15 protein-coding genes are annotated in these 17,218 nt (G+C 49.9%); 5 read left to right on the top strand and 10 right to left on the bottom strand.

What is annotated here, in order from left to right; translation table 11 throughout:
* Positions 1-3 precede the first annotated feature (3 nt).
* Entirely contained in the window at positions 4-1,050 is a 1,047-nt protein-coding gene (locus tag DRJ53_RS11780) for a sensor histidine kinase (protein WP_114235835.1), read from the bottom strand.
* A gap of 378 nt (positions 1,051-1,428) precedes the next feature.
* Between DRJ53_RS11780 and dxs the strand changes: the two genes are divergently transcribed.
* Both dxs and DRJ53_RS11770 read left to right on the top strand, forming a co-directional pair.
* On the top strand, positions 1,429-3,363 hold the full coding sequence (dxs, locus tag DRJ53_RS11775; RefSeq protein ID WP_114235834.1) for a 1-deoxy-D-xylulose-5-phosphate synthase: 1,935 nt from the start codon (positions 1,429-1,431) through the stop codon (positions 3,361-3,363).
* Between the two features lie 92 nt (positions 3,364-3,455).
* On the top strand, positions 3,456-4,094 hold the full coding sequence (locus DRJ53_RS11770) for a murein L,D-transpeptidase catalytic domain-containing protein (protein WP_114235833.1): 639 nt from the start codon (positions 3,456-3,458) through the stop codon (positions 4,092-4,094).
* A gap of 3 nt (positions 4,095-4,097) precedes the next feature.
* Here DRJ53_RS11770 and DRJ53_RS11765 read toward each other — a convergent pair whose 3' ends face one another.
* The 3 genes from DRJ53_RS11765 to DRJ53_RS11755 form a co-directional block, all read right to left on the bottom strand.
* Positions 4,098-4,883, bottom strand: a complete 786-nt coding sequence (locus DRJ53_RS11765) for a segregation and condensation protein A (protein ID WP_114235832.1) — start codon at positions 4,881-4,883, stop codon at positions 4,098-4,100.
* Positions 4,884-5,101: 218 nt separating this feature from the next.
* The gene (gene mscL / locus DRJ53_RS11760; RefSeq protein ID WP_114235831.1) at positions 5,102-5,494 is read right to left on the bottom strand and encodes a large conductance mechanosensitive channel protein MscL; all 393 of its coding nucleotides are present in this window, start codon (positions 5,492-5,494) and stop codon (positions 5,102-5,104) included.
* Positions 5,495-5,540: 46 nt separating this feature from the next.
* Positions 5,541-6,347 carry a PPK2 family polyphosphate kinase gene (locus DRJ53_RS11755; RefSeq protein ID WP_277749276.1) on the bottom strand — a complete coding sequence of 269 codons (807 nt, stop codon included), beginning with the start codon at positions 6,345-6,347 and terminating at the stop codon, positions 5,541-5,543.
* A gap of 77 nt (positions 6,348-6,424) precedes the next feature.
* Between DRJ53_RS11755 and DRJ53_RS11750 the strand changes: the two genes are divergently transcribed.
* The gene (locus DRJ53_RS11750) at positions 6,425-7,354 is read left to right on the top strand and encodes a DMT family transporter (RefSeq protein ID WP_114235830.1); all 930 of its coding nucleotides are present in this window, start codon (positions 6,425-6,427) and stop codon (positions 7,352-7,354) included.
* Positions 7,355-7,481: 127 nt separating this feature from the next.
* Here the strand turns inward: DRJ53_RS11750 and frr are convergent, their stop codons facing one another.
* The 4 genes from frr to rbfA all read right to left on the bottom strand — a co-directional run bounded on the left by frr (position 7,482) and on the right by rbfA (position 11,569).
* Positions 7,482-8,045, bottom strand: a complete 564-nt coding sequence (gene frr / locus DRJ53_RS11745) for a ribosome recycling factor (RefSeq protein ID WP_114235829.1) — start codon at positions 8,043-8,045, stop codon at positions 7,482-7,484.
* Positions 8,046-8,189: 144 nt separating this feature from the next.
* Positions 8,190-9,350: a glycosyltransferase family 4 protein gene (locus DRJ53_RS11740; RefSeq protein ID WP_114235828.1), complete on the bottom strand. Its 1,161-nt coding sequence runs from the start codon at positions 9,348-9,350 to the stop codon at positions 8,190-8,192.
* 362 nt (positions 9,351-9,712) lie between these two features.
* Positions 9,713-10,936: an FtsX-like permease family protein gene (locus tag DRJ53_RS11735; protein WP_114235827.1), complete on the bottom strand. Its 1,224-nt coding sequence runs from the start codon at positions 10,934-10,936 to the stop codon at positions 9,713-9,715.
* A 252-nt stretch (positions 10,937-11,188) separates the two neighbouring features.
* Positions 11,189-11,569 carry a 30S ribosome-binding factor RbfA gene (gene rbfA, locus DRJ53_RS11730; protein ID WP_114235826.1) on the bottom strand — a complete coding sequence of 127 codons (381 nt, stop codon included), beginning with the start codon at positions 11,567-11,569 and terminating at the stop codon, positions 11,189-11,191.
* Positions 11,570-11,741: 172 nt separating this feature from the next.
* Between rbfA and DRJ53_RS11725 the strand changes: the two genes are divergently transcribed.
* Both DRJ53_RS11725 and DRJ53_RS21880 read left to right on the top strand, forming a co-directional pair.
* Positions 11,742-13,634, top strand: a complete 1,893-nt coding sequence (locus tag DRJ53_RS11725) for an ABC transporter ATP-binding protein (protein ID WP_114235825.1) — start codon at positions 11,742-11,744, stop codon at positions 13,632-13,634.
* Positions 13,635-14,227: 593 nt separating this feature from the next.
* A complete protein-coding gene (locus DRJ53_RS21880) occupies positions 14,228-14,362 on the top strand; it encodes a PLDc N-terminal domain-containing protein (protein ID WP_162303860.1) in 135 nt (44 codons plus the stop codon).
* A 563-nt stretch (positions 14,363-14,925) separates the two neighbouring features.
* On the opposite strand, the gene DRJ53_RS11715 is transcribed toward DRJ53_RS21880, so the two are convergent.
* Together DRJ53_RS11715 and DRJ53_RS11710 are read right to left on the bottom strand one after the other, a co-directional pair.
* Entirely contained in the window at positions 14,926-16,038 is a 1,113-nt protein-coding gene (locus tag DRJ53_RS11715; protein ID WP_241558527.1) for an acyl-CoA dehydrogenase family protein, read from the bottom strand.
* Between the two features lie 185 nt (positions 16,039-16,223).
* Positions 16,224-17,027 carry an MBL fold metallo-hydrolase gene (locus DRJ53_RS11710; protein WP_114235822.1) on the bottom strand — a complete coding sequence of 268 codons (804 nt, stop codon included), beginning with the start codon at positions 17,025-17,027 and terminating at the stop codon, positions 16,224-16,226.
* Positions 17,028-17,218: the final 191 nt, after the last annotated feature.

Genomic DNA, 17,218 nt, shown 5'->3' with positions numbered 1-17,218 from the left:
CGGTTATTGGTTTGATAAGGGAATAAGCACTTTTGCTTCCACCAGTGTGGGCGATGCCTGTTTGATCTCGAACCGGGCCCGGTCGCCGTACAGCAGGCTCAGGCGGTCCTGCGTGCTGCTGAGGCCAAAGCCGCCGCTGGTGGCGCCGCCATTGAGGTGGCCGGTGTTTTGGATCACCAGTTCGTGGTAGGAGCCGCGGTTGCCCGAATGAATTTTGACCATGCCGCCCTGCATTTGCTTGCTGATGCCGTGTTTGATGGCATTTTCCACCAGCGTTTGCAGCATCATGGGCGGTACAGGCTGCGTTAGTGTTGCATCGTCCACTTCGTAGTCTACCTGCAGGCGGTCTTCAAAACGCATGTGTTCCAAAGCAAGATAATCTTTTACAATCTTTAATTCTTCCTGGAAACTTACGGTTTCGCCTTTTTCTGCCTGCAGCGAACTGCGCAGGATGTTGCTCAGTTCGGTCACCGCTTTGCGGGCCCGGCTCGGGTTTTCATCAATCAGCGCCCTGATGGAGTTGAGGGCGTTGAATATAAAATGCGGGTTGATGTGTGCCTTGATGGTTTTCAGTTCCAGCTCTTTTACCAGCGCCTCCAGCTTAATGGTATCCATTTGCTGCTTGCGGCTTTTTTCCACGTAGTGGTACATAAAGTAAATGAGGTTCCAGATAAAGAGCAGCGGCATGGAGGAGGTGAAATTGGTCAGGAACCGCCAATGTAAAGGTTCCTGCATTTTTTCTTTCGACAGCAGGCCGCAAATAAGCTCAAACGGTGTTTGCACGGCCACAAGGAACAGGTCGAACACCACGGCCAGGATAATGAATATAAAGATCTGCTGCTGCAGGCTTTTCATTACCAGCCCCATTTTGTGGATGGCTTCCCGCATCAGGTGGGTGAAGATGATTCCGATCTCGATGTAAAAGATCAGGCGGTACAAAAACCGTTCGCTAAACATGTTGAACAAAAAAGCGAAGAAAATATTGATGAGGGCAAAGGTGCCCCAGCCAATAATTTGGAAAGCCCAGTAGCGCTTCACGGAACGGTTCATAAGTCAAATCTAAACGTTAGTTGGCGCAAAGCACCGCCTTAAAGGTACCAGTGGGGCGTAGCTTATCCAAATGGAAAAAGGGCTGCCGTTCAAATGTATTTTGACAGCATACCTCCCATTTACCCGCCCGATTAAAAGTTATTCCCCTATCATTGGGTCAAATTTCAACCAAGCGGGGCCGCGGGTTGTTTTGCCAACGGGCAGGGAATAATTATTGATGCATTGCCATAGCTGCGTACGGACCGGATTTGTGATGCCCTCAGTAAGGCTTTGTAAATACTGCATTGAATACATTAGTCAACCAAACCCTTGTGTGCCCAAACAAGCACATCGCCTATAAATCGGAAACTGCTACTTTTACACCATCAAATTGTGCACATGCAAATTGAATCCGGAAACCTGCTTCGTACTATTGACAGCCCTGAAGACCTGAAAAAAGTGCCCAAGGAGAAACTTTTCCAGGTGTGTGATGAATTACGCCAGTACATTATTGATGTGGTAAGCGTGCATGGTGGCCATTTTGCGGCCTCCCTGGGCGTGGTGGAGCTTTCCGTAGCCCTCCATTATGTGTACAATACGCCGTACGACCAGTTGGTATGGGATGTAGGCCACCAGGCTTACGGCCACAAAATACTCACCGGCCGCCGCGACAATTTCAGCACCAACCGCAAATATGGCGGCCTTTCCGGTTTTCCCAAACGCAGCGAAAGCGAGTACGACACTTTTGGCGTAGGCCATTCGTCCACGTCTATTTCGGCGGCGCTGGGTATGGCCATTGCTTCAAAATACAAAGGCGAGGCCGACCGCAAATCGGTGGCGGTAATTGGCGATGGTTCCATGACGGCCGGTATGGCGTTCGAAGCCATGAACCACGCCGGCGTGGCCGATGCCGATGTGCTCATTATCCTCAACGACAACTGCATGAGCATCGACCCCAACGTGGGGGCGCTCAAAGAATACCTTACCGACATTGCCACCTCGCAGACGTACAACAAGCTGCGCGACGATGTTTGGAAAATGCTGGGCAAACTCCCTGTGGGCAAGCGTTTTACCCGCGATATGGCCTCTAAGCTGGAGCACAGTGTAAAAGGTATGGTATCGAAAAGCAGCAACCTGTTTGAAGCGCTGAACCTGCGCTATTTTGGTCCCATCGACGGGCACAACATTACCAAGTTGGTAGATACCCTTCAGGACTTGCGCAATATTCCCGGCCCCAAGATCCTGCACATTGTAACGGTAAAAGGTAAAGGCTACGCCCTGGCCGAAAAAGACCAAACCAAATGGCATGCGCCAGGCCTTTTTGATAAAATCACCGGGGAGATCTACAAAAAAACCTTCGACCTGCCGCAGCCGCCCAAATACCAGGATGTATTTGGCCATACCATGATAGAACTGGCTGAACAGAACAAAGCTATTTTCGGCGTTACGCCGGCCATGCCCAGTGGCTGTTCGCTCAAGTTTATGATGGATAAAATGCCAGACCGCGCCATCGACGTGGGCATTTGCGAACAACACGCCGTTACCGTTAGTGCTGGCATGGCCACACAAGGCCTGCGGGTATTTTGCAATATTTATTCGTCGTTCATGCAGCGGGCTTTTGACCAGGCCGTGCATGATGTGGCCATCCAAAAACTGCCGGTAGTGTTCTGCCTCGACCGGGCCGGACTGGTGGGCGAAGACGGACCTACACACCACGGCGCTTATGATATACCCTACTTCCGTTGCATCCCGAATATGATCATTTCGGCGCCGATGAATGAGCAGGAATTGCGCAACCTGATGTACACTTCGCAACTGGAAAGCAACAAAATGCCTTTTGTGATCCGCTATCCACGCGGCGAAGGCGTGATGGCCGACTGGCGTAAACCCTTCGAGGAAATAAAGATCGGTACGGGCCGCAAACTCCGCGACGGTAAGGACATTGCCATTCTTTCGTTTGGACACCCCGGCAATTTTGCCGCAGCCGCCATCCGCGACCTGCGGGTTGATGGCATTACACCGGCGCATTACGACATGCGTTTTGCAAAGCCCCTCGATGAAGCGCTGATGCACGAAGCACTTTCGCGTTACAGCCGCATTGTAACCGTTGAAGACGGGACTGTTGTAGGCGGCTTTGGCACCGCGGTGCTGGAGTTTATGCAGCAGCATGGTTATAAGGCCGATGTGCGGATTTTGGGCATCCCCGACCGCATTGTGGAGCACGGCACGCTGAAGGAGCTGCACCGCGAATGCGGCTACGACGCACAATCCATTGCCGATGCTATTCGGGAAACGGTAAAGGAACCCACACCGGCCACTGTGCCCGCATTTTAAAAAAACACATTCCCTTCAATAGAAAAAGCCGCTCCCCGAGCGGCTTTTTTTGATACATTTATCGAAACCAAACTCACTGCAATCCCACCCCAATGAAACGTGTCTTGCTTGTTGTAGCCCTTTTAATTTCTGTAGCAGCCCTATACTTTTATGTGCTCCGGTATGAGGGCAGTCCTTTTTCGGGCGGCGCTAAAAAAACAACCACCAACGCTGAGGCCGCATTGCTGGCCGGTTTGAAGATGCGGGCAAATGCCGCCACTTCGTTTATCCAGCAAAAAAAGCTGTCCAACAAATATTGTTTCCTCATTGACATGAGCATCCCCAGCGGACGCAACCGCTTTTTTGTGTACAATTTGCAAACGAACGAAATTGTAAAACGCGGGCTGGTGGCGCATGGCAGCTGCCACGAACTTTTAGGATTTAAAGAAGCGTCTTTTTCAAACGTGGTAAACTCGGGCTGCAGCTCCCTAGGGCGGTATAAAATAGGCTACAGCTACCGCGGCAATTTTGGCAAAGCCTATAAACTGCATGGGCTGGATGCCACCAACTCAAAAGCGTTCGAACGGTTTGTGGTGCTGCACTCTTACGGTTGTGTGCCCGATAGCGAAACGTACCCGATGCCTATTTGCACCAGCTTGGGCTGCCCGATGGTGTCGCCCGATTTTTTAGACAGCCTCAAACCGCTGATCGATGGCTCGCAAAAGCCCATCTTGTTGTGGATCTACAACTGATCATTACAATAGGTGCATGCGTTCTTCGTCGGTCTGGCCTTCTTCGGTTTCGTTGTATTCCAAAATAAAATTGTTGCGGCCCTCGCCTACCATCAGGCGCAGAAACTTTTGCTGCACCAACTCCAGCATCGATAAAAAAGTAAAAATGGCGTGCACCCTGTTTTCCACGCCTTCAAATATCTTTTCGAAAGAAAGGGTACGGTCGCGCTGCGCAATGGAGATCATGGTGGATTTGGTGGTTTCCATGCTGTAGTTGTACTGCACCACGGTGTGCACCGGCTTATTGAACCGTTCGTGATAGCGCAGCATGGCCCGCTCAAAGGCCTTCATTAACTTAAACATAGTGATGGCCTGTATCTCGGTGCCTTCGCCAGCCTCCTCGCCTACCTGCGACAGCTCTTTGTGAATGTTGCCCCGTTTTACCAGCAACATGCGCTCCGCTTCCATCAGGGCCATTTCGGCAGCGGCTTCTTTGTACTTTTTATACTCCAGAATTTTGTCCACCAGTTCCTGCCGCGGGTCAATTTCGTTGCCCTGCGCATCGAGCTCCTTGCGGGGCAGCAGCATTTTTGCTTTGATGCGCATGAGGGTGGAAATAAACAGGATGAACTCGCTGGAAAGCTCGATGTTCAATACCTCCTGCTGGTGGATGTAGGTCAGAAAATCGTTGATGATGCGGGTGATGGGTATGTTGTAAATATCCAGTTCATCCCGCTCAATAAAAAACAACAGCAGGTCGAACGGGCCTTCAAACTGGGGCAGTGATATCTGGTAGGTGGTGTTGCTCACAGGGCAAATTTAGTTAGGAAAGACCGGAATGACGGGAAAGACAGTAGAGACGGGAAAGAAAGTAGTGTTGAGCGCCGCGTTTTATTTACACACAAAAAAGTCCTTCAAGTAATGGACAACAGCGCCGCATACCCGAAGGACTTAAACTATTTACAAAATACAGAATGTATATTTCTTCTTTCCTGTCTTTTCCGTCTTTCCCGACTTTCCTGTCTCCGCTACACCCTCGTACTCTTCAGGTTGTCGCGGATTTCGGTGAGGAGTTTTTCAGAAAGCGTAAGCTCGGGCACAGGCGGGGCGGCCACTTCTGCGGCCTTTTTGCGGTGCAGCCTGTTAATGGCGCGAATGATCATGAACAACACAAAGGCAATGATCAGAAAGTTGAGCACTGCAGCCAGAAATTTACCATACTTGACAGCGCCCCAGGTAAGCGCCTCAAGGTCCTTAACCCGTGCGGCCTCCAGCGCTGGTGCCAGCACCAATGGGGTTACCACGTCTTCAACCAGCGAAGAAACAATGGACCCAAAAGCAGCACCCAAAATAACGGCAACCGCCAGGTCAATAACGTTGCCTTTGGCAATAAACTCCCTGAATTCTTTGATCATTCCCATATGAAATCTATTTAATGCACAAAAGATACGGGATGCAACTTTATTTTCAAAGGCGATGTGTGGGCAGCAGGGGATATTCCATCTTCAGACCGGTAAGCGTTTCGTGCAGTTTGGCGGCAATCAGGTGTTCTTTATACCAGTTTTGGTCCGAGGGTACAATGGTCCAGGGTATTTTATTGCAATGCTCAAAAATGTCTTCGTAGGCCTTGCGGTAATCATCCCAGCGTTCGGCTTCCTTAAAATCAGCATCGTTGTATTTCCACATTTTGCGCGGAATGTGCATGCGTTCTTCCAGGCGTTCGCGCTGTTCTTCCGGCGAAATGTGCAAGTAAAATTTCAGGATCTGCGTGTTGTTTTCCTCCCGTAACATTTGTTCAAAATGATTGATGGTTTTGAAGCGCCGATGCGCTGTTGCATCATCAATAAGGCCATGCACCCGGGTAATCAGCACATCCTCATAATGCGACCGGTTGAACACCTGGATCATGCCGCGCTGCGGTGCATGCTGGTGAATGCGCCATAAAAAATCATGCGCCAGCTCTTCTTCGGTGGGCTTTTTAAACGATTGCACCCGCACCCCCTGCGGGTTGATGCGGCCAAATACTTTGCGGATGGCGCCGTCCTTGCCGCCTGCATCGGGGGCCTGCAACACCACCAAAATGGAATGTTTGGCCTCGGCGTACAACAGGTTTTGCAGTTCATCCAGTTCGTCGAGCAATTTGGCAGTGGCTTCTTTTACATCATCTTTTTCCAGGTCCTTGGGTGCCCGGGTCGATATTTCGGAAAGTTGGTACATGGCAATGGGTTTAAAGCTGAGATTAAAATAATCGGTCCAAGCCGGTGTTGCAAAAATGTGCCACGCTAAGGCAAAGGTCATTTTTGTAAAAATGACAAAGGCGTGTGCTAAAATGCCCGCAATTTTGCACCACAATGATGCACAACCAAAGGCTGGTCAACTGGGTGCTGTTTATACTGTTATCACTGATCTGGGGCAGCTCTTTTATTTTAATGAAATGGAGCCGGCAAGGCCTGGACGGCATCCAGATCGGTGCCCTGCGTATTTTCTTCGCCGGCCTGATTTTCTTTCCCTTTGCCATTGCGCATATTGGTAAAATGCAGCGCCGCAAAATTCCGCTGGTGTTGCTATCGGGTTTGCTGGGCAACCTGTTGCCGGCCTTTTTATTTGCCATTGCGATTGATAATAAAATTGATTCGGCGCTGGCGGGCATCCTCAATTCGCTGACGCCGCTGCTGACCGTAATACTCGGTGCGCTATTTTTTAAAACAGGGCTGCAACAGCAAAAGCTGATTGGCGTGACCATTGGCTTTGCCGGTCTGCTGCTGCTCACGCTTGCCAAAGGCGGCATTTCGCTGCAAAATGGCGGTTATGCTTCCCTGATACTGCTCGCCACGCTGATGTACGCCATCAATGTGCACCTGGCTGCCCGTTACCTTAAAGACCTGAATCCATTGCGCATGGCTACTGTGTCCCTGGCGGGCATGGCCATCCCTGCAGCCATTGTAGCACTGCAGCAAAATGCGTTTGCGCCGCTGTGGCAAAGCGGCATCGGCCGCCAGTCCATTGGTGCTGTTGCGTTGCTGGGCATCATGGGCAGTGCGGTGGCTACGGTGCTGTTTTATGCCCTGATCAAAAGGGCCGGTGCCTTGTTTGCTTCGCTGGTTACGTATGGCATCCCGGTGGTGGCTCTTGGCTGGGGCGTGCTGGATAACGAACCTGTTTCGGGGATGCAGGTAGCCTGCCTGGTGCTAATCCTCACTGGGGTATGGGTGGCGAATAGGAAGAAAGGGGAAAAGTCGGAAGTCCGAGGTCCGAAGTCGGAAGAAAGGGCAGCGGGCTAAAAAGAAAAGTCCTACAGGCATGATGCATTTGGCTTCATACCTGTAGGACAATATTCTATTTGAGAAAACTCTTTCCGGTCTTTACTGTCTCTCCTGTCTGTCTTCGGACTTCCGTCTTCCAAATTCCCTACACCGCCATAATTTCTTTCTCTTTCTTCTCCAGGTGTTTATCCACCAGAGCAATGTATTTATTGGTTACCTCTTGGATGTCGGCTTCGGCGTCTTTGGCAGCGTCTTCGCTCAGGCCATTTTTCTGCATCTTTTTAATGCTTTCAATGGCATCGCGGCGCACATTGCGGATCGACACTTTGGAGTGTTCGCCTTCGCCCTGGCAACGCTTTACCAGTTCGCGGCGGCGCTCTTCGGTAAGCGGTGGCAAAAACAGGCGGATATAGTTACCGTCGTTCTGGGGGTTGATGCCAATATTGGAATTGATGATGGCCCGTTCGATGGGCTGCAGCATATTGCGTTCCCAAGGCTGAATAGTCAGCGTACGGGCGTCCATCACACTGATATTGCCCACCTGGGCCAGCGGCGTGGCCGAACCATAATAATCTACCATGATTCCATCAAGCATCTGCGGGTTGGCTTTACCGGCACGGATCTTAGCCAGTTCCACTTCCAGGTGATTGATGGCTTTTTGCATCGAATCTTCTGCCATCTCAAGAGTTAACGACACTTCTTCTGACATACTTGCGTTTTTTATATGGCCACAAATCTAATGAACAAGGCACAAATACCACCCCTAAACCTCCCCTTTTCAAACACAACGGCTTTGTACAATAAAAAAAGCCGTTGCCAGCAGCAACAGCTTTTTTAAAATATATTGATCCATTTATTCGGCTACCGACACAGCGCTGGCCTTTTCCGAATTGATGGCAACCACTTTCGAAGCAACAGGCGTAGTATGAGCCTGCGTACCAATGCTGGAACGATGAGCAGGCAGCGGCACAGTGCGGCTAATAAATGGCTTTTTGTAATAAATAAGCACACCCAGAAACCCGAATGCTACCGTTATCAGCGTGCAGGTAAGCACCGTTGGGCCAAGGCCGCGGCCAAAATAAGCCAGGGAAATAAAGAACGTGTTGAGCAGCAAGCAGGCCAGCGCCACATGCTTGTGGCTCAGCCCTTTGTCGAGCAACAGGTGGTGAATATGGTTACGGTCGGGCGAAAAAGGCGACCGGCCGCTGAAGATGCGGATACTGAATACCCGGATGGTATCGAGCAGCGGAATCATGAGTATGGAAATACCAACCGGCACTACCGACTCAACTGGCACCGGAACCGCAGGGGTTTCGGCCACCGAAATAAATTTCAACACCAGGATGGCATTAAAGAGACCCACCATCAACGAGCCGCTGTCGCCCATAAAAATCTTGGCGGGGTGGTGGTTAAAAATTAAAAAGGCCAGCAGGCTGCCGCCCAGCGAAAATGCCAGCAGCGAATACGCCTCCATTCCGGCGATATAAAAATAGATACCAAACACCGACATGGTGAGCAGGCCCAGCATACCGGCCAGCCCGTCCACACCGTCAATCAGGTTGTAGGCATTGATAATAAGGATAATAGTAAGGTAGCTTAAGGCCAAACTAAATGACTGCGGCAGTTGGTGCACGCCAAACAAGCCGTGCATGCTGTCGATTTGAAGTCCGCCCAAATGAATGATAATAGCCGCCGCTGATATCTGGCCCACAAACTTTTTAGTGGCCGTAATGATCAGTATATCATCTTTTAGTCCAAGGAAAAAGATGACGATGGCTGCAGCAAAGAAATATTGAAACTCGGGGTATTGATGGCTGGAGATAAACAAGAGATCGGCCAGGAAAAAGCCGGTAAAAATGCCTACACCGCCCAGTGAGGCGATGGGTTTTTTATGAATTTTCCGGGCATCAGGAATGTCGAAAAGCCTTTTTGCTTCTGCAATTTTGATGATTGCCGGGATGGCAAAGAACGTAATAATAAAAGCAATTGATCCGGTCAAAAGCAAGTTCAACATAGCGCAGGCTTTGATGCAAAAATAAACGCAAAGGTGCAACCCTTTTTAGAATGACATTACTTTTTTTTGAAATCTCACCCGGAAAAGGGAAAAATGGCTTGGAAATCTGCGATTAAAAATTATAATCGCTTACCGTTTGATCCGGGATTTGGCTCCACCAAAAAGCAGGTGCAACAGCATAAATATTATGCCATACAGGGCGCAAGGTCGGGCTTTATTTGCAGGATAGTCGAAAACACTTGCCCCAGCCCGCATTTGCCCCTAACTTATTTTTCCACAAAAAAATTAATTAGCCACAATTTGTTGCGCATAAATGGGATACCCAACCGAAAATGGGGTAGAAAAGTCCTGAAACAAATTCATTACTCTTCACGCAACACCCCTTGCTGCCGCGCTGCCCGGGCTGCAGGCACCCATGAAGCCAACAACGCAATCAATAAAACGGTGGCACCCACCAGCAGAAAATCATAAATGGACAATTGCACCGGGAAATAATCGATCAGGAAACTGCTGCCCTCTAAGGGAATCAGCTTTAGGTTTACCTGCATCAGGGCCAGCAAAAGCGCCAGCAGCATGCCGGTGCCTCCGCCAATAATGCCCAACAGCAGCCCTTCGGTTAAAAAAATGCGGCGAATAAGGCGCTGGCTGGCACCCAGGGCATGGAGCACATTGATGTCCTGCTTTTTTTCGAGCACCAGCATGGTAAGGGCGCCAATCATATTAAAGGCTGCAACCACCAATATCAGTGAAAGAATGGCGTAAATGGCCCATTTTTCCACCCGCATCACCGAGTAAAGGCTTTGGTTCTGCTGGTAGCGGGTTTCTACCCGGTAGGCCCCGCCCACCTGAGCCTGTACTGCCCGTTGCACCTTTTCTTCATCTGCGCCGGGCACCAGGCTTATTTCCACCGCTCCGTACTGCTCCGGCCCCAACTGCATCATGGTTTTGATAAAATCCAGATTGGTGAGTGCATATTTGGAATCAAATTCCTGTTGGATCAAAAAAGCGCCGGCCGTATTGATGGTATCCGACGACACCGCATCGAGCGGGTTGGACACGTTGATCTCCGTTTTGCGCGGCAGGTACACCACCAGCGGCGCCAGGTTGCGGTCGCTTTGCACGCCCACAGCATTTTCTACCACACCGCCTAATACCAGCAATGGATCCTCAGCAGTACCTGTTTGAAAAGACCCTTTTATTACATGCCCTGCAATGCCGGTCACCTGTGTGTATTCCTTATCCACCCCTTTGAGGTAAATCATCGATTGGTAATCACCGTTTTGCAACAGCGCTTTTTCTTCGGCCACCAATGATAGGTGCAGCACGCCGGGTACCGCCCGCAGCCGCTGTACCTGCTCGGGTGTAAGCGTCAGCACTTTTCCCGCGGCGGGGCCAATGCGAATGTCGGGGTAAAATGAAGAATACAGCGACTTCACCAACCCCTCGAACCCATTGAACACGCTCAACACCAATATCAGCGCCGCCGTGCCAATGGTAATGGCCACAATGGAAATCCACGAAATAACATTGATGGCATTGGTGGATTTTTTAGCCTTGAAATAGCGCCAGGCGAAGAGGAAGTTCAATGAATAGGTGTTAAAGATTTAGAACTGGAGGGAGCATATCGAACAGATGAACAGACGAACAAGGAACAGATGAAGTCTTTTAAGAATATCGAACAAGGAACAAGGAATGTTGAATGACGAATTGGAACAGCCAACGGATTGGGAATTATAAATGATGAATTATGAGCTATGAATTTGGAACGACCCCAATAATTAATAATTCATAATCAATAATTCATCATTCTCCTTCTTCATTCATCTGTTCCTTGTTCGTTATTCTTTTCCTTCCGCTCCCGGTTGTTCGTCGGTTTTAATTTGTTTGAACAGTTCTTCCATCCGGAACACATGATCGAGGGTATCGTCGAGGAAAAATTTCAGTTCGGGTATGCGCCGCAGCTGTTGTTTTACCTGGGCAGCCAGTTCTTTTTTCACTTCCCACTTGCGTTCCTCTATTTTTTTCAGCAGCGCCTTAGGGTCGGCTGCATTGAAAATGCTCAGGTAAGCCCGTGCCTCCAGGAGGTCGGGGGTTATTTTTACCGACGAAATGGAAACCATCGCGCCGTCAATGATATTGATGCCCAGCCGCTGGAAAATGCCGCTCAACTCTTCCTGCAACAGGCTTCCCACCTGCTTTTGCCTTTTACCTTCCTGCATAGTTTAACCATTTTATTGGGTGTAAAAATAGCTACTTTTGCGCCGTTCCCACCCGCAACAGCGGGAGTTCACTGGTTCACAAGTTTTTAAAAGTTCACGAGTTGGCTGTTATTTCGCAACCATCCCTCCCATTTGTGCCCTGGCGAACCCCTGAATTGGCGAACCGTTTACCATGAAGCAATACGCCCGGATCTTAAAATACCTCGGCCATTATAAAGGACAGATCTTTTTGTATTTTCTGTTCACCGTGCTGTCCATCCTCTTTTCCATTGTGTCGCTGGGCATGTTGATGCCGTTTCTGGAACTTATTTTTTACGGCGAAAAAGGCGGCTCCACCACAGCGCTGGTAGAAAACAGCGACAACGCCGTGGTAGATGCCATCCGCAACTTTTTGCTCCAGGCCATGCAATCGGCAGGCGGTGGGCTCGAAGGCAAAATGGTTACCCTCGGTTGGATTTGCCTGCTCATCATCGGGTCCATTTTTTTCAAAAACCTGTTCCTTTACCTGTCGCTGTATATTTTAAATCCACTCAAAAACCGGGTGGTAAACAGCCTGCGTGCCGACCTGTATAATAAAATACTGCAACTGCCCATTGCCTATTTTACCGAAAAGAAAAAAGGCGACCTCATCAGCCGCATTACCAACGACATCGGCGAAGTGGAAGCTTCTGTGGTGGGCACCCTCGAAGGCTGGATCCGCGACCCGCTCACCATCATCATCAACTTCGCGGTGCTGTTTTACATCAGCCCGCGGCTTACGGTTTTCCTGCTCTTAGTCATTCCGTTTGTGGGCCTCATACTGGGCCGCGTTTCTCGGTCGCTGCGCACCAACTCCACCGAGGCGGCCGAAAAATATGCAGAGTCGGTATCGGTGCTCGATGAAACCCTTTCTGGCTTGCGGGTGATCAAAGCGTTTAATGTAGAAAACCTGCTGCGCGGCCGTTTTTTCCGCATCAACAACGAGCTGCTGGCGGCCAAAAACCGCATCATCACCCGCCGCGACATGGCCTCTCCCACTTCCGAATTTTTGGGCGTAGTGGTTTTTTGCGGCATCCTGTATTTTGGCGGCCGCCTGGTGCTGAGCAGCGGCATCGACCTCGAGGCTTCTTCTTTCATTGGCTACCTGGTGCTGGTGTATAATATTATTAACCCTGCAAAAACGCTGTCCACTTCGTTCAGCAACATGCAAAAAGGCAGTGCCGCCATTGCCCGCATTGAAGAAGTGCTGAATGCGCCCAACATTATCGACGATAATGCCGGCGGCAAAATGTTGCCGCAGTTCAACCGGTCCATCGAGCTGCGCAATGTTTCGTTTTCGTACGAAGGCGTGCCCATTTTGCAAAACATCAACCTCACAATTGAAAAAGGAAAAACCGTTGCACTGGTGGGTGCATCCGGTGCCGGCAAAAGCACCCTGGCCGACCTGGTGCCCCGTTTTCATGATGTAACCGATGGCGAGCTGCTGATTGATGGCACCAACATCAGGGAATATTCGTTGCAGTCGGTTCGCGACCAGATTTCCATTGTTACGCAAGAGCCCATTTTGTTCAACGATACCATTGCCGCCAACCTGCAGATTGGCAAGCAAACCGCCAGCCGCGACGAACTGGAGGCCGCCGCCAAAGTGGCCAATGCGCATAATTTTATCATTAAAAAAGAGCTGGGCTACGAAACCAATGTGGGCGACCGCGGCACTAAGCTAAGCGGCGGCGAACGCCAGCGCCTCACCATTGCGCGGGCCCTGGTAAAAAACCCGCCGATTCTTATCCTCGACGAGGCCACTTCATCGCTGGATACCGAAAGCGAACGGCTGGTGCAGGATGCCATCAACAACATGATGCAAAACCGCACCTCCATTATTATTGCGCACCGCCTCAGCACCATTCGCCACGCCGATGAAATAGTGGTGCTGCAACGCGGCCGCATTGTGGAACGCGGCACCCACGACGAGCTCCTGAAAAAAGGCGGGTATTATTATAAGCTGGTGCACATGCAAACGGCCAACATGGCTGGCGGCGATGGCGCACTTCCCCATCGCGTGGAAGACGAAGCTGCGTTTTTGTAAAGCTTCTTGATGGTTTGTAAACAGCGGGACTTACTTAAGTGAACTTCTAGATACACAGCTACCTTTCACAGGGTAGCATTTTTTATGTACCCAGCTTTCATTATAGTATTCAGCACCTGTTGCGTCGCACACTGCATCGTTCGGTAATTCTGTTGGGCAAATTTTACCATTGAACAAATACCAAAGCCAACACTTTCATTACTTTTTCATTTCGTTGCCCGCTCTGGCCTTTGTCATCCTGAGCGCAGCGAAGGATCTGAGTGGGCACCAGAATGACTCTCAGGCATCATGAAGTTTGCCTTTTATTTCATCGTCCCTCCTTTGCAACACCCAGATGCTTCGCTGCGCTCAGCATGACAAGCAAAAAACATTGTCGCATTAAGCGGCTAAATCATCATTAATCAACCATATTAATTTTATTGTGTCTATCTTTCTTCGGCTATACGCTGGCAAAGAACGATTGATGAAAAATTGATCGTGGTAAATCCCATTCACAGCGGCAACAAAATAACACCAAACCAAAACACATCGCTTCGTTAGCACCTATTGAGTTCGTCTTCATTCTCGTTGTTCTTTTATTACCCTTAGTCGCATTGGCGGACATTGTCCGGAGACGATTTCAGGACAGCATCAACAAGGTTGTTTGGGTGTTGATTGTAATTCTGGTGCCAGCGTTGGGAACGTTGTTGTACTTTGTTTTGGGCACCAGGCAAAAGGTGAAAGCGTAACGGGAGATAGGTTTTAGCATTAGTGTTCAGAAGCTTTCTTTTGTTTTAGGTGCTCATTTTGCCTACCTTTTTCAACCCGTTAAATAAAAGCATGTGCTAAGCGGCAGCCTTTGCCTGTCATGCTGAGCGTAGCGAAGCATCCGGGTCAGGCAAAGCGTACAGTTGGTGCGGACTCAGATCCTTCGCTGCGCTCAGGATGACAAGCAAAATCATGCTCGGGAGACAAAGAGCAGTATATCAGCGGTGGAGTAGGTCGCTGGGTGTCATTAGTGTTTGTCATGCCGAACTTGTTTCGGCATCCCCTTGTGCTTTTGTAAACTCCGCGAGATGCAGGAGATGCCGAAACAAGTTCGGCATGACAGCTAATGAACGGCAAGAGGTAACTACAAATGCAAATAAAGAATTCAATAGATTTACAGAACGTACAAGAGTGCGACGCAACAGGCGCCCCATAGTAATACCACAGCCGGCCACATAAAAAAAGCTTCCATCGCTTTGAGAGATGGAAGCTTTAGAAGTTTGCTCAGGCTTATAATAAAGTGCAAAAGAGATCAAACAAAAAACTACTTCAGGATTTCCCTTGAAATAACCACTTTCTGGATTTCGCTGGTGCCTTCGCCGATGGTGCAGAGCTTAGCATCGCGGTAAAATTTTTCTACCGGGAAATCTTTGGTGTAGCCATAACCGCCAAAGATTTGCACCGCATCATTAGCCACCCGCACCGACACTTCCGATGCATAATATTTAGCCATGGCTGCTTCTTTGGTCATGGGCTCGCCGCGCATTTTCAGGTCGCAGGCCTGCAGGGTAAGCAAGTCGGCAGCTTCAATTTCAGTAGCCATATCGGCCAGCTTAAATGAAATGCCCTGGAACGAAGCGATGGGCTTATCGAACTGGTGGCGCTCCTGTGCATATTTGAGCGCCGCTTGGTAAGCGCCTTTGGCAATGCCCAGCGCTAGTGATGCAATGGAAATGCGGCCACCATCCAGCACTTTAAGCGATTGCTTAAAACCATCACCTACTTCGCCGAGGCGGGCAGCATCGGGCACCACGCAGTTTTCAAACACCATTTCAGCGGTTTCGGAAGCCCGCATGCCCAACTTGTTTTCCTTTTTACCACCACTAAAACCGGGGTTGCTGCGGTCCACAATAAACGCAGTGGCGTTGTTCTTGGCGCGGGGCTCGCCGGTGCGGCAAATCACTACGGCCACATCGCCGCTTTTGCCATGTGTAATCCAGTTTTTGGTGCCATTGATGACCCAGTTGTTGCCGTCGCGGGTGGCGGTGCACTGCATGTTGCCCGCATCCGATCCCGTGTTGGCTTCTGTAAGTCCCCAGGCGCCAATCCATTCGGCAGTGGCCAGTTTAGGTAAATACTGCTGCTTTTGTGCTTCGTTGCCAAACAGCAAAATATGACCTACGCACAGCGAGTTGTGTGCCGCCACACTCAGGCCGATGGAGCCATCCACTTTTGCAATTTCTTCGATCACGGCTTTGTACTCGTAATAAGAAAGTCCGGCGCCGCCATACTGTTCGGGCACCAGCACGCCCATCATACCCAGGCGACCGAGTTCTTTAAAAATTTGCGTGGGAAATTCCTGGCTTTCGTCCCACTCCATTACGTGGGGCTTGATGTGTTGCTGTGCAAATTCACGGGCAGCATGCGCTACCTGCATACTGACTTCTGATGTTTCAAAATTCATATTGTGCAATCGTTAAAAGGGTAACCGCGGATTAAGGGATTAAAAAAGCATTGAGCCGTTCAGGCGATGCGTTTGGTTCTTATTCCGTGGGACATAATAAGCAGGATAAAAATAAGGATGTTTTGGCTTGTGCCGCCCTGTGCCTCTTTTCGGCCAAGTTACATATGGGTTCTGCTCACTTGTGCATCAAAGCGCAGCACCAGCCCGTCGTATGCAAGTTCCATACCCTGCGGCAGGTCGGCATTTACGGCGGCTTGCAGCCCCAACTGGTGCGAGATATGGGTAAAATAGGCATGCGGCACTTCCAGTTCCCGCACTACCGTCATGGCTTCTTGGAGTGTAAAGTGTGAAATATGCGGCTCGTTGCGCAGCGCATTGAGCACCATGGTATGGCTGCCCCTGATCTTTTCCCGCTCCGCCGCATCAATGCGGTTGGCATCGGTAATGTAGGTAAATGACCCAAACCGAAACCCGTACACAGGCATGCGCAAGTGCCAAACGGTGATGGGCTGCACCGGTATATCGCCAATAAAAAAAGGCGCATCGGTAATGCTGTTCAATTCAATTTGCGGCACGCCGGGATAACGTTTATCGGCAAACGCATAGGCAAATTCCCGCATCAATCCATCGATGGTCATTTGGCTTGCATACACCGGCATGGTGCGCTGCTGCAGGTAGTTGTAGGCCCGCACGTCATCAAGGCCCGCAATATGATCTTTGTGGGGGTGGGTAAATAAAACAGCATCAAGGTTTTTAACACCGGCCCGCAACATTTGGTACCGGAAATCCGGGGTGGTATCTACCACAAACGTAGTAGTAGGCGATTGCACCAAGATGGAAGAACGCAGGCGGTTGTCTTTTTTATCGGCCGACGTGCATACTTCGCAGGTACAGCCAATCATGGGTACGCCACTGCTGGTTCCGGTCCCTAAAAATGTAATGGTAAGGGGTGGGCATTTCACTGCGGCAAGTTAAGACAATGGCGGAAAGGGAAAATTTGAAAATTAGGGGAATTTGAAGATTTGAAAATGTGGGTGACGGAAATTATTGATTACTGATGATTGATTATTGGGGTGGCTTATTGTTTAAGAAAATGCGTTGCACTGGATGGTGATGACCTGTCGAAATGGGCAAATTAGTTTATACAAAATGC

Origin of the sequence: Paracnuella aquatica, from assembly GCF_003332885.2 — a bacterium.
Classification (GTDB): Bacteria; Bacteroidota; Bacteroidia; order Chitinophagales; family Chitinophagaceae; genus Flavisolibacter; species Flavisolibacter aquaticus.
The sequence above is the reverse complement of the archived record's forward strand: the minus strand, read 5'-3'. Positions and strand labels throughout refer to the sequence as shown.